The sequence below is a fragment of the Sphingopyxis sp. MG genome, assembly GCF_002953155.1.
Classification (GTDB): domain Bacteria; phylum Pseudomonadota; class Alphaproteobacteria; order Sphingomonadales; family Sphingomonadaceae; genus Sphingopyxis; species Sphingopyxis granuli.
Genome location: NZ_CP026381.1, coordinates 2179545 through 2191660, shown reverse-complemented (window position 1 = coordinate 2191660; position 12116 = coordinate 2179545). Strand labels below are relative to the sequence as shown.

The window sequence follows — 12116 nt, the reverse complement described above, 5'->3', positions numbered from 1 at the left end:
TGCGGGTTCGGTGACCTTGCGGTGGCGATGGAGGCGGCGTCAGTCGGGGGTGGCCAGCATGAAGCCGGCGTCCGGCGCGATGGGTTCGAGGCCGAGCGACCGCAGCATGGATCTGGCGGTGCAGATGGAGGCCGACGTCACCGGCAGGCCGAGCTTGTCCTCGACGACGGGGACCGCGGCGAGCGACGGCATCTGCACGCAGGCGGAGAGGACCACCATGTCGGCGCCATCGATCCGGAGCCGGTCCACATCGTCCACCAGCGCCATCGGATCGCGGCGCCCGACCTCGAGATTGTCCTGGATCGCCAGCGCGATCGCGTCGACCACGCGGATGCCCTGATCCTCGATATAATCGACGACCAGCGCGGTCAGCGCCGGCATATAGGGGGTCACGATCGCGACCGACCGGACGCCCGCGAGCCGGAGTTCGTCGACGAGGGCGCCGGCCGAGGTGATCACCGGCGCGGCGTGGCCTTCCTCGCGCATTCGCGCCTGCAGCGCGTCCTGGCTGGCGCAGTGATAGCCGCGGCCCATGCTCATGATCGCGACGAGGCAGGCATAACCGACCACGTCGACGGCGGCGTCGGCCAGTTCCGCCGCGCAGCGCAGGCTGTCCCGGTCCATCGCCGCGAGTTCTTCCTTCGTGACCTGCTTCATCCGCATCCGGCTCGAATGAAAGGTGAAGCGGTCGCCGGGATGCAGGCGTTCGCGCCCGCGCAGGATGGCGGGAATTTCTGTTTCCATCGTGGTGTTGGAGCTGGGAACGATCTGACCAATGCGCATGGGTGATTCCTGTTGACTGATGCTGACGGACCGGTGCGAGCCGGGGTCAATCGGCGGCCGAAAGGATGTGGACGACGCACACCGAGCCGATGCCGACCATATGGGCGAGCCCGAGACGGGCCCCCGGGTGCTGACGCGAGCCGGCTTCGCCGCGGAGTTGTCGCGCGATCTCGCAAATCTGGCCGACGCCGGTCGGACCGATAGGATGCCCCATCGCCAGAAGGCCGCCCGAGGGATTGATCGCAACGCGCCCGCCGATGTCGAAATCGCCGCGCGCCAGTTGTCCGGCGGCCTGCCCGGGCGGGCAGACGCCCAGCGCCTCGACGTAGAGCAGCTCCTCGATCGAGAAACCGTCGTGAAATTCGACGACGTCGAGGTCGCCGGGTGAAACGCCCGCTTCCGCGCAGCTCATGGCCAGCGTTTCACGGGTCAGCTCGGTGTCGGGATCGGCGCCGGGGTCGTAAACCCGCTCCGAGCGCGACGTCGACGAGAGGACCCGGACGCTGCGCGCGCGCGAGAGGCCGAGCCGCGCGATGGCGTCGTCGGACGCGACGATCACGGCGGCGGCGCCTTCCCCGATCGGGCAGCATTGCAGCCGGGTCAGGGGGCCGGAGATATTGGGGCCGGACAATATCTCCGCGAGCGAATAGCCCTTTTGCCGGTGCGCGTGGGGGTTCTTCGATGCGTTCCGGAAATTCTTTTCCGCGACCCGGGCAACCTGTTCGGCGGTGACCCCGTACCGGCGCATATAATCGTCGGCGAGCAGCGCGAAATGCGTGAAAGGCGAGGCATAGGCGTTGACCAGATCGGGAACGCCCGCCGCTTCGTGGGCGAGGCGGATCGGGGCGGGTTTGTCGAGCCCGATCGCGAGCGACACGTCCGCCATGCCGCTGGCGACTTCGAGAACCGCCTGACGTACGGCCGTCGATCCCGAAGCCGAGGCATTTTCGATCTGGGTGATCGGCAGGCCCGAGGCCCCGAGATGCCTCAGCATCGCACGGCTGGGCGCCATGCCGAGCAGCGCCGTCCCGCAATAGGCGGAGTCGATGGCGGAAAAGGCGATCCCGGCATCGGCCATTGCCTCGCGAATCGCCGTCAGGCCGAGTTCGACATAGGTCGTCTCGCTGAGCGGCTGGAACCGATGGAGGCCGATCCCGACGACATGGACGGGGCGATAATCGCGCAACGGCCGGCGCATCACGCCGCCTCGCACTTCTGGAACCGCAGGACGCGGTCGGTGCTTTCCTCGTCCGCCGCTCGCTCGACGAGCACGGTTTCGACCGCATCGCCCGCGGCGAGCGATTCGCCGGTCGAGTCGGTCATGATCGCCCGAATGACCGGGCCATCGTCGAGCGCGATCGACGCCACCGTATAGGGCACCGACAAATCGCGCCGGTTCGCGTGGGTCGTCGTCACGAATGCCACGATGCGCCCCCGCCCGGCCAGCGGGCGGTCGACCAGCTTCGCGGCCGGCGCCCCGCATTTTTCGCAGCCGTAGGGATTGGGCGGAAAGGCGACGCGGCCGCAGCCTTCGCATTCCTGCCCCCTGAGCGCCGGGTTCGGTTCGCCTTCCAAAAAGAGCCCCGCCAAAGCTTTTCCCCCATTTCAAAAAATGTGTTGACTTGGATAATATGAGATTATTAAATTCCTCAGTCAAGCAATACATGGGAGTGGGTTTTGCAACAGGCCAGGCCGATCCGTATCGAGCGCAGCGGGGCGATCGCGACGATCATCCTCGACCGTCCGGCGCGCGCCAACACGATCACGATGCAGCTCACGGTCGATTTCAACGACGCGCTCGACGAACTCGAGGCCGATCGCGAGATCGCGTGCATCCTGGTGACCGGTGCGGGCGAAAAGCATTTCTGCGGCGGCGCCGACCTGCGCGAGATCGAGGACATGATCACCGAAGAAGGCGTCACCGGCGATCCGCGCCGGGATTTCGTCAGCCATATCGAGGCGGTGGCGAAGCCGGTCATCGCGGTCATCAACGGCGCGGCAATGGGGGGCGGGTGTGAAATCGCGCTTGCCTGCGATTTCCGCATCATGGTGGACGACGCGAAGATCGGCCTTCCCGAAATCCGCTTCGGCGCGCTGCCCGGGGCCGGCGGCACGCAGCGCCTGCCGCGGCTGGTCGGGCTCGCCAAGGCCAAGGAACTGATCCTGCTCGGCGGCTCGCTGAGTGCGCGCGAGGCGCTTGCGGTCGGCCTGGTGACGGCGGTCGCGTCGCGAGAGGCGCTCGACCGGTGCGTCGAGGATCTGGTGGGGCAACTCGTCGGCAAGGCGCCCTATGCCCTCGCGGCCGGCAAGGCGCTCCTCAACCGGTCGCTCGACCTGCCGCTCGCGGAGGGGCTGGCGATAGAGCGCCGGGTCGTCCGCGACATGGGATCGAAGGAGGAGCGCGACGATTTTCGTGAGCGTTCGATGACGAACGATGCCGTCTATGCGGGGATATTCTCTCCGCACAAGACGACGGTGCGCTGAAGGGGGGATAGCGTTGAACCGGCAGATTCTGACATTGGAAGGGCGCACATGCCTCGTCACCGGAGCGGGGCAGGGCGTCGGCCGCCGGATCGCCCTGCATTTTGCCGGAGCGGGAGCCCGGGCAGTCGTCGTCAATGATTTCCGCGCCGACCGCGCGGAGGCGGTTGCGGAAGAGGTTCGCGCGCTGGGGGGCGAAGCGGTCGGCATCGCGGCGGACGTGACCGACCGCGATGCCGTGGAGGCGATGGTGGCGAAGGCCGCGGAGGCGTTCGGTCCGGTCGATATCCTCGTCAACAATGCCGGCAACATGGGGGCGAAGCCGGACGAGGTCGAACCGGCACCATTCTGGTCGGCATCCCGCGCGACGTGGGACGCCTTTCTGGGCGTCAATCTGTACGGCGTGCTGAACTGCTCCAGTGCCGTTCTGCCGGCGATGATGGAGCGGAAATTCGGCCGGCTGGTCACGATCGTATCCGATGCCGGACGGGTCGGCGAACCGGGTCTCGAAATCTATTCCGCGGCGAAGGCCGGCGCGGCGGGCTTCACGCGCGCGGTTGCCAGAACGATGGGACGTCACGGGGTGACGGCGAACAATATCGCCATCGCGACGACGCGCACGCCGGGCGTGGCCGACGTCACCGAGGACCCGGAACGCGCCCGCCGGATGCTCGGCCAATATGTGATCCGGCGGTTCGGCGAGCCGGAGGATATCGCCAACATGGCGCTTTTCCTCGCGTCGGACGCGGCAAGCTGGATCACCGGGCAAACCTACCCCGTCAATGGGGGCTATTCCTTCGCTCTGTAGACGGCAAAAGCTCTGCGGAAACGGATCGGGAGAGAGATTTTGGAAAAGGCCGAGTTCTACAGAGACGCGCGACACGATTGCACCGGCCCGTGCCAGGGCCTGACCGTGATCGAGCTGACGACGTCGTGGGCCGGCCCGATGGCCGGTTGCATCCTCGCCGACTTCGGCGCCCGGGTCATCAAGGTCGAGCATCCGGCGGGCGAAGTGATGCGGCGCCAGCCGCACGGCATCCCCGGTTCGGACCTGATGGTCCAGCACGAGACGGTGAACCGGAACAAGCAGAATGTCGCCCTCGACGTCCGCGACCCGGACGACAAGGCGGCGTTCCTGAAGCTGTGCGAACAGGCGGACGTCCTGATCGAGAATTTCAAGCCCGGAACCCTTGCCAAATGGGGTCTGGGCTATCACGACATCGCGAAGATCAAGCCCGACATCGTCTATGTCTCGATCAGCGGCTTCGGGCAGTTCGGGCCGCTGTCGGACCGGGCCTGTTACGACCCGATCGCCCAGAATTACTGCGGCTGGACGTCGGTGGCGGGTGAGCCGGGAGCGGGGCCGTTGAAGGCGCCGACCTATCTGGCGGACGACCTCGCCGGCCTGCATGCGGCGCTGGGGCTGCTCGCGGCGCTGCGCCATCGCGATCGCACCGGCGAGGGGCAGCATGTCGACGTCGCGCTGACCGACTGCCTGCTCTATACCAGCAACGGGAATCTGACCGTCGGCGCCTATGGGCTCGACCTGCCCAAGACGGGCAACCAGTTCCTGAAGGCGATGCCGGCCAACACCTATCCGTGCGCCGACGGCCACGCCTATATCGCGACGCTGCTCGATACGCACTGGGATGCGATGGCCGAACTGATCGGCCGGCCCGACCTGTCGGGTCTGAAGCTCGCCGAACGGCTCGAACGCCGCGAAGAGTTGAACGGCCTGCTCGCGGGCTGGTGCGCGCCGCGCCCCGTGGACGAGGTCATCGCCGCCTTTTCGGCGCGCGGATTGGCCGTCACGCGCGTCAATACCTACGCCGACGTCGCCGCCGAGCCGCACATCGCCGCGCGCGATATGTTGCAAGCCGTGCGCCTGTCCGACGGGGTGGAGGCGAAGCTCACCGGCCCATCGGTCAAATTCTCGCGCACGCCGACGACGATCCGCCATCCGGCGCCGCCGATCGGCCAGCACGATCCGGACCTGATCGGAAGAGAGAAATCATAACATAAAATCAGATGGATAATTGGGAACAAGGGCCGCGCATATGGTCCTGACATTGGGGAGGGAAGAGATGTCTGTTGCGTATACCATCAAGGCCAGAATGGGACTTCTGACGGCGACGGCGCTGGCGCTGTCGCTCCAATCCCCCGCCGCGTTCGCGCAGGACGCCGGAACCGGGCAGTCGGCGCGCCCCGACGCATCGGGCAGCGGCCTCGACGAGATCATCGTCACGGCGCGGAAGCGCGAGGAGAATCTGCTCGACGTGCCGGTGTCGGTCGCGGTCGTCGGGGGACAGAGCCTCGACAAGCAGGGCGTCCAGATGCTCGGCGAAGCGCTGAAGGCGGTGCCCGGCGTGTCGGTGACGCCCACCCCGGTCGGCGACCTGCTGTTCATTCGCGGGATCGGGTCGGGCGAGAACCAGGGTTTCGAAATGTCGGTCGGCACCTTCGTCGACGGCGTCTATTTCGGGCGCGGCCAGTCGTCGCGGCACGCCTTCCTCGACGTCGACCGCATCGAGGTGCTGAAGGGGCCGCAGCCGATCCTGTTCGGCAAGAACACGATCGGCGGCGCGCTGAACATCACGACGCGCAAGCCGACGGACACGTTCGAGGCGTCGATCCAGGAATATATCGAGCCGCAGTTCGGGACGTTCCGCACCACCGGCATCCTGTCGGGGCCGCTGTCCGACACGCTCGCGGCGCGTGTGGTGTTCCGCTCCTATATCACCGACGGTTTCGTCAAGAACACATTCCTGGGCACCGAAGAGCCGCGGCGGCGCGACTGGGTGGGGCGCGCGACGCTGGCGTGGAACCCGACGGACCGGTTGGAGGTCCTGCTGAAGGGCGAATATGGCAAGGCGCGGATGCGGGGCGGGCGCGCGCAGATCAGCAAGGCGTCGCCGACTTTGCGGCAACTGATCCAGCCGATCGATCCCAACGCCGAATATGAGCTGAACTATCGCAAGTCGGGGCCCGGGGTGGCCAACCGCTTCAACCGGGAGTTCGAGGATGCGTCCACGTACAACGCCAACCTCACCGCGACGCTCGACCTAGGCTCGCACACCCTGACCAGCGTCACCAGCTATGCCGGCTATGACGTCGATTATGCCTTCGACAGCGATTTCACGCCGCTCGACCTGATCCATCAGCTATGGGATCAGAGCTGGCGGTCGTGGGCGCAGGAACTGCGGCTGGCGTCGGCGTCGGGCGGGGTGTTCGAATATCAGGGGGGCGTCTATCTGTCGTCGGAAAAGCTGCGCAGCGACAAGCTGGCGTTCCTGAATTTCTCGCAGACCCCGCTGCCGTTCGGCAGCGGCACGCGCGTGCAGAATTTCCGGCAGACGACGGACAACTGGTCGGTCTTTGCCGAGGGCACGATCAACGCCACCGATGCGCTGTCGCTCGTCGCCGGCTATCGCTACACCTACGACAGGAAGGGGATGGACAAGCGATTCTATTTCTCCGACCTCGGCTCGCTGACGCCCAATCCCAATCTGACGATCTTCTCGGCGATCGGGCTCGGCGTTCCGCATCAGCTGAACGACATCGAGCGCAGCACGAACAACCATTCGCTCGCGCTGACGCTGCGCTACAAGCCGGGCGACGTGATGTACTATGCCTCCTACACGCAGGGCTTCAAGGCCGGCGGCTTCGACGAGGGGGACACCAAGGGCAAGCTGAACGCGATCATCTTCGACGACGAGAAGGTCGACAGTTTTGAGATCGGCATCAAGGGCGAAAGCGCCGACCGGCGGCTGCGCGGGCAGGTCGCGGCCTTCTATAGCCAGTACGACAATCTGCAGGTCAGCATCTTCGACGGCGTCGCGGCGCTGATCGTCGGCAAGCGGCGGCGGCCACCTCCGCGGGCGTCGAGGCGCAGGCCCAGTTCGCCGCGTCGGACCGGCTGACGCTGGGCGTGTCCGCGACCTATCTGAAATCGGAATATGATTCCTATCCGGCCGGTCCCTGTCCGTTCGGCCAGGGCACGACCTGCAACCTGACCGGAAAGCGGCTGCCCTATGCGCCGAAATTCTCCGGGACGCTCAACGCGCGCTGGGAGGACGGGCTCGCCGGCGGCTGGACCTATTCGGTCGACGGGCAATTGTTCCACAGCGGTTCCTTCTTCACCGCGGGCGACCTCGATCCCTTCGTGGCGCAGCGGGCGTTCACCAAGCTCGACGCGTCGATCACGCTGACGTCGCCGAACGAGGCGTTTTCGCTCGCGCTGGTGGGCAAGAATCTGACCGACAAGACGACCGCGCATTTCGGCGACGACATCCCGCTGTCGAACATCCTCGGCAACAATTACGAGCAATATGTCGACCCGCCGCGGACGATCGCGGTGCAATTGCAGTTCAAGTTTCGGTGAAGGATGATCGCGAGCCCCGACGTCCGGGCGCTCGCGGGGACCACGGAGTGACATGATGACGGCAGAGACTTTGGCTCGCGAGGCGCCCGGCGCGAAAGCACCGGCCACCACGAAGGAAGAACTGGTCGGGAGGGCGAAGCGCCTGTCCGCGCTGCTGGCCGCGGAGGCGCGCGAGGCCGAGGCGCTGCGGCGCCCGACCGACACGGTCATCCGGGCGCTGGAGGAGGCGGAGATCTTCAAGCTGATGGCGCCGCGCGTGTACGGCGGGTTCGAGTTCGACCTCGACACCTTCTTCGAGGTCGGACTCGCGCTGAGCGAGGGCGACGCGTCGATGGCCTGGGTCGCGAATTTCTATATCGAGCATGTCTGGATATTCTGCCTCTTTCCCCGCGCGTTCCAGGAAGAGCTGTTCGCGAGCCGGAGCTATGCGCTGGCCCCGGCGATGCTGTCCCCGACCGGCCAGGTGACGCGCGTCGAGGGAGGGTATCGCCTGAACGGGCGCTGGTCGTGGAGCACGGGGATCATGCACGCCGACTGGGTGCTGCCCGCGGCGATCGTGACGCGCGAGGACGGCAAGCGGGTGCCGATGTTCTTTGCCTTGCCCCGATCGGAGGTGCGGGTGGAGGACACGTGGTTCGTCGACGGGATGCAGGCGACCGGCAGCAACGACGTGCTGATCGAGGACGCCTTCATCCCCGACGGCCGGATGCTGTCCTTCCCCGACATGATCGAGGGCAACACGCCCGGAGCAAGCCTCCACCCGAACCCGCTCTACCGCACGCCGATGCTGCCGACGCTGGGACTGGCGGCGGCGATGCCCGCGTTGGGGCAGGCGCGCAACAGCGTGCGCCTGTTCAAGGAACGGCTGCTGGCGCGGAAGGCGGAAGGCGGAACGCGCCGGGTCGGCACCGCAAGCTATATGCGACTGGCCCGCGCCGAGGTTCAGGTCGAGCAGATCTACCTGCTGCTGCGGCATCTGGTCGAGGACGTCATGCGGCTGCGTAACGACGCGACGCGCGTCGACCGGACGCGCTGGGCCACGCAGCTTGCCCATGCCGTCGACCAGTCGAAGAGCGTCATCGCCTATGTCTGCGAAGCGGCGGGCGCCAGCGGCCATTTTCAGGACAGCCCACTGGGTCGGGCGGCGCGTGACGTGAACACCGTCGGGGCGCATATCGTGTTCGACCTCGACGCCCGCCTCGAACTGCATGGAGCCGCGCTGCTTGGCGAGGAAATTCCTGGGATTCTGGTATGATTCCGATGTTCGGCTTCCCTCCGATCCGGGAGATTTGACGATGGCAGTCGTGGATCTGGAAATCCGGGATTCGATAGCAGTCATCACGCTCAATCGCCCCGAACGGCTCAACGCGATGGATGCCGAAATGGCGGTCCGGCTGATCGACGTCTTCGAGCATGTCCGCGCCGCCGACGAACTGCGCGTCGCCATCCTGACCGGCGCCGGGACCAAGGCCTTTTGCGCGGGAGGCGACCTCGACGCGGTCATCCCGCTGATGACGGGGGCGCGGGCACCCGAAACCGAATGGGAAAGGCGGTGGCTGGACATCCGCAAAGAAGGTGGGCGCAAGAGCGGCGGACCGTTCAAGACCGATATCGGAAAGCCCCTGATCGCGGCCGTCAACGGCCATGCGGTGGCCGGCGGGATGGAGCTGGTGATGAACTGCGACATCCGCGTCGCGGTCCCGCACGCCACCTTCGGCATTCCCGAGGTCAAGGTCGGGCTGTTCCCCGGCGGCGGATCGACGGTGCGCCTGCGCGACCAGATTCCCTTTGCCCACGCGATGCACATGCTGCTGACCGGGGAGGCCATCTCGGCCGAGGAGGCGCGGGCCTATGGGTTCGTCAACAGCCTCGTCGATCCCGCGCTGCTCATGGACGAGGCGATGCGCATCGCGAGCCGCATCGCCGCCAACGGCCCGCTCGCGGTACAAGCGGTGCGCAACTCGGTGCGCGCCACGCTGGGCCTGCCAGAGACGGAGGCGCTCGCGGTCGAAACCGAATTTTCGGCGCGGGTCCACGCCACCGACGATGCCGTCGAGGGGCCCCGCGCCTTTCTGGAGAAGCGCCCGCCGGTCTTCAGGGGACGCTGACGTATCGCGGCCGGGCCGCACGGGAGAATGTCATGGATAACCGGGTGCAGGGGCTACATCATCTCGCGATCAGCACGGCGGACATCAAGACGCAGATCGATTTCTTCACCGACAAGCTGGGGATGGAACTGGTGGCGCTGTACTGGATGCACGGCGCCAAGGAGACGTGGCACGGCTTTCTGCGCATGAACGACGAAAGCGCGGTGGCCTTCGTGCAGGGGCCGCTCGTCGCGAGCATTCCGCAAAAGTTCGGCGAGACGCACGCGGGCAATCCGACCGCGGCGAGCGCCGCCGGAACGACGCAGCACATCGCGTTGAAGGTGAAGGGCATGGAGGACCTGCTGCGGATGCAGGCGCGGCTGCGGTCCAGGGGCGTGCCGGTGCTGGGGCCGGTCGACCATGGTTTCTGCAAGTCGATCTATTTCGCCGGGCCCGAGGGGCTGGCGCTCGAACTATCCTGTTCCGACGCGCCGATCGCGCCCGATAGCTGGATCGATCCCGACGTCGTGGCGCGCGCGGGCATCAGTCCGGAGGAGCTTGAGCGATACCGGAACCCGCCGGTCTATGAGCCGTCGGCGCAGGGGGTTTCGCAGCCCGGACCGGACGCGCCCGGACCGCATATGACCAACTATCCGCCGGGCATTTATGAAAAGCTGATCGCGCTGTCCGACCAGCAGGTCTGGGACGCGAGCGAAAGCGCGCCACCGGTGGGCAGCGCGCAATGACGGTCGGCGGGGGGCCGCTCGCCGGCATTCGCATCATCGAACTGGCGGGGCTGGGGCCGGCGCCGTTCGGCGCCATGCTGCTTGCCGACATGGGGGCGGAGGTGGTCCGCGTCGAGCGCGTCGACGGGGGGAGCGGTATCGGCGTCGCGGTGCCCTTCGACGTGCTGGCGCGCAATCGCCGGTCGATCCGCCTCGACCTGAAACAGGACGAGGGCAAGGCGGCGCTGCTGCGCATGATCGACGGCGCCGACGGGTTGATCGAGGGGTTCCGACCCGGAGTGCTCGAACGGCTCGGCTTCGCCCCCGACCTGCTGCTCGAACGGAATCCGAAGCTGGTGGTCGGCCGGATGACGGGGTGGGGGCAGGATGGGCCGCTCGCGCAGCGCGCCGGGCACGACATCAACTATATCGCGCTCGCGGGGGCGCTGTTCAGCATCGGCGGCCGGGGCGGGCCGCCGGTGCCTCCGCTCAATCTGGTGGGCGATTTCGGCGGCGGCGGGCTGGTGCTCGCCTTCGGCGTCGTCTGCGCGCTGCTCGAGGCGCGGGGGTCGGGGAAGGGGCAGGTGGTCGACGCGGCGATGGTCGACGGTGCCGCGCTGCTGACCGCCGGCGTGCACGGAATGCTCGCGCAGGGCATGTTCCGCGAGGATCGTGGCGGCACGATCCTGAACGGCGGCGCGCCCTTCTATGCCGTTTATGAGTGCGCCGACGGCGAGTTCGTCACGATCGGTTCGCTCGAGCCGCAGTTCTTCGCGCTGTTGCAGGAGCGGCTGGGGATCGACCCGGCGGAGTTCGGAAACCGCAACGACCCGCGGCAGTGGGACGGCCAGCGCGAGCGGCTCGCCGCCATCTTCCGCAGCCGGACGCGCGACGAATGGACCCGGCTGCTCGGCGACAGCGACGTCTGCTTCGCCCCGGTGCTGCGCATGACCGAGGCCCCGCAGCACCCGCACAATGCCGCGCGCGGGGTGTTCGTCGAGGTCGGCGGCCTCGTCCAGCCGGCCCCGGCGCCGCGCTTCAGCCGCACCGCGGCGGGCGCCTGCACACCGCCCGCCGTGCCGGGGGCCGACACCGACGCGGTGCTCGCCGCCTATGGCTTCAGCCGCGAGGAGGTCGCGGCGCTCCACGCGGGCGGCGTGGTGGCGGGGGCCGCGGATGCGGACTGAGCCGGCGCTCGATGCGCGCGCGCTGCGGCAGGTCTTCGGGCTGTTCGCCACCGGGGTCACCGTCGTCACCGCGCGCCACGCCGACGCGGAGCCCGTCGCGATCACCGCCAACTCCTTCACCTCGGTCTCGATGGAGCCACCGCTCGTCCTCTGGTGCCTCGACAACCGGAGCCGCCACCTTCCGGCCTTCGCGCCGGGACGGATGTTCGCGGTGCACGTGCTGAACGACGGCCAGGTCGAGCTGGCGCTGCGCCACGCCCGGTCGGGCGGCGCGCCCGAAAGCCCGCGCGCGGCGCGCCCCGCGCTTCCCGTCGTCGAGGGAGCGCTGGCGCGCATCGAGTGCCGCGTCGCCGACCGCCCCGTCGCGGGGGACCATCACATCATCATCGGGCGCGTCCATGACGTCGCGGTCGCCGACGGCGCCCCGCTGGTCTTTCACGCAAGCCGGTTCGGACGCTTCGCCCCGGCCTGA

The 12116-nt window shown here is 67.6% G+C and carries 12 protein-coding genes and 1 pseudogene; 10 read left to right on the top strand and 3 right to left on the bottom strand.

From position 1 onward, the window contains the following. Window positions 1–39: 39 nt before the first annotated feature. The 3 genes from C3E99_RS10055 to C3E99_RS10045 are packed head-to-tail and all read right to left on the bottom strand — an operon-like array spanning window position 40 to window position 2373. Entirely contained in the window at window positions 40–783 is a 744-nt protein-coding gene (locus tag C3E99_RS10055; RefSeq protein WP_076076048.1) for a maleate cis-trans isomerase family protein, read from the bottom strand. A 46-nt stretch (window positions 784–829) separates the two neighbouring features. After that, window positions 830–1981: a thiolase family protein gene (locus tag C3E99_RS10050; RefSeq protein ID WP_076076046.1), complete on the bottom strand. Its 1152-nt coding sequence runs from the start codon at window positions 1979–1981 to the stop codon at window positions 830–832. Continuing rightward, a complete protein-coding gene (locus C3E99_RS10045; protein ID WP_076076043.1) occupies window positions 1981–2373 on the bottom strand; it encodes a Zn-ribbon domain-containing OB-fold protein in 393 nt (130 codons plus the stop codon). The genes C3E99_RS10050 and C3E99_RS10045 overlap by 1 nt, the downstream gene beginning before the upstream one ends. Window positions 2374–2460: 87 nt before the next feature. Between C3E99_RS10045 and C3E99_RS10040 the strand changes: the two genes are divergently transcribed. The 10 genes and pseudogenes from C3E99_RS10040 to C3E99_RS09995 all read left to right on the top strand — a co-directional run bounded on the left by C3E99_RS10040 (window position 2461) and on the right by C3E99_RS09995 (window position 12116). Continuing rightward, window positions 2461–3267, top strand: a complete 807-nt coding sequence (locus tag C3E99_RS10040) for an enoyl-CoA hydratase/isomerase family protein (RefSeq protein ID WP_076076040.1) — start codon at window positions 2461–2463, stop codon at window positions 3265–3267. Between the two features lie 13 nt (window positions 3268–3280). Beyond that, window positions 3281–4072, top strand: a complete 792-nt coding sequence (locus tag C3E99_RS10035) for an SDR family NAD(P)-dependent oxidoreductase (protein ID WP_067110639.1) — start codon at window positions 3281–3283, stop codon at window positions 4070–4072. Window positions 4073–4177: 105 nt separating this feature from the next. After that, window positions 4178–5281: a CaiB/BaiF CoA transferase family protein gene (locus C3E99_RS10030; RefSeq protein WP_158682251.1), complete on the top strand. Its 1104-nt coding sequence runs from the start codon at window positions 4178–4180 to the stop codon at window positions 5279–5281. A 40-nt stretch (window positions 5282–5321) separates the two neighbouring features. Further along, the gene (locus C3E99_RS10025) at window positions 5322–7184 is read left to right on the top strand and encodes a TonB-dependent receptor (protein ID WP_104959755.1); all 1863 of its coding nucleotides are present in this window, start codon (window positions 5322–5324) and stop codon (window positions 7182–7184) included. Next, window positions 7175–7645, top strand: a pseudogene (locus C3E99_RS20245) (TonB-dependent receptor domain-containing protein); the annotation flags it as partial. The gene C3E99_RS10025 and the pseudogene C3E99_RS20245, both read left to right, overlap by 10 nt. A 52-nt stretch (window positions 7646–7697) precedes the next feature. Then, the gene (locus C3E99_RS10015; protein WP_083675118.1) at window positions 7698–8900 is read left to right on the top strand and encodes a hypothetical protein; all 1203 of its coding nucleotides are present in this window, start codon (window positions 7698–7700) and stop codon (window positions 8898–8900) included. Between the two features lie 40 nt (window positions 8901–8940). After that, window positions 8941–9753, top strand: a complete 813-nt coding sequence (locus C3E99_RS10010; RefSeq protein WP_104959753.1) for an enoyl-CoA hydratase-related protein — start codon at window positions 8941–8943, stop codon at window positions 9751–9753. Between the two features lie 32 nt (window positions 9754–9785). Further along, complete coding sequence (locus tag C3E99_RS10005; RefSeq protein ID WP_076076028.1) at window positions 9786–10478, top strand: VOC family protein; 693 nt, start codon at window positions 9786–9788, stop codon at window positions 10476–10478. Next, on the top strand, window positions 10475–11644 hold the full coding sequence (locus C3E99_RS10000; RefSeq protein ID WP_104959752.1) for a CaiB/BaiF CoA transferase family protein: 1170 nt from the start codon (window positions 10475–10477) through the stop codon (window positions 11642–11644). The genes C3E99_RS10005 and C3E99_RS10000 overlap by 4 nt, the downstream gene beginning before the upstream one ends. Beyond that, window positions 11634–12116 (top strand): flavin reductase family protein, encoded by a 483-nt coding sequence (locus tag C3E99_RS09995; RefSeq protein WP_104959751.1) that lies wholly within the window; start codon window positions 11634–11636, stop codon window positions 12114–12116. The genes C3E99_RS10000 and C3E99_RS09995 overlap by 11 nt, the downstream gene beginning before the upstream one ends.

What these genes read in the sequence shown, in the direction of transcription:
- C3E99_RS10050 (WP_076076046.1), bottom strand. Translation starts at nt 1,981, where the DNA reads ATGCGCCGGCCGTTGCGCGATTATCGCCCCGTCCATGTCGTCGGGATC.
- C3E99_RS10055 (WP_076076048.1), bottom strand. Translation starts at nt 783, where the DNA reads ATGCGCATTGGTCAGATCGTTCCCAGCTCCAACACCACGATGGAAACA.
- C3E99_RS10005 (WP_076076028.1), top strand. Translation starts at nt 9,786, where the DNA reads ATGGATAACCGGGTGCAGGGGCTACATCATCTCGCGATCAGCACGGCG.
- C3E99_RS10000 (WP_104959752.1), top strand. Translation starts at nt 10,475, where the DNA reads ATGACGGTCGGCGGGGGGCCGCTCGCCGGCATTCGCATCATCGAACTG.
- C3E99_RS10010 (WP_104959753.1), top strand. Translation starts at nt 8,941, where the DNA reads ATGGCAGTCGTGGATCTGGAAATCCGGGATTCGATAGCAGTCATCACG.
- C3E99_RS10025 (WP_104959755.1), top strand. Translation starts at nt 5,322, where the DNA reads ATGGTCCTGACATTGGGGAGGGAAGAGATGTCTGTTGCGTATACCATC.
- C3E99_RS09995 (WP_104959751.1), top strand. Translation starts at nt 11,634, where the DNA reads ATGCGGACTGAGCCGGCGCTCGATGCGCGCGCGCTGCGGCAGGTCTTC.
- C3E99_RS10015 (WP_083675118.1), top strand. Translation starts at nt 7,698, where the DNA reads ATGATGACGGCAGAGACTTTGGCTCGCGAGGCGCCCGGCGCGAAAGCA.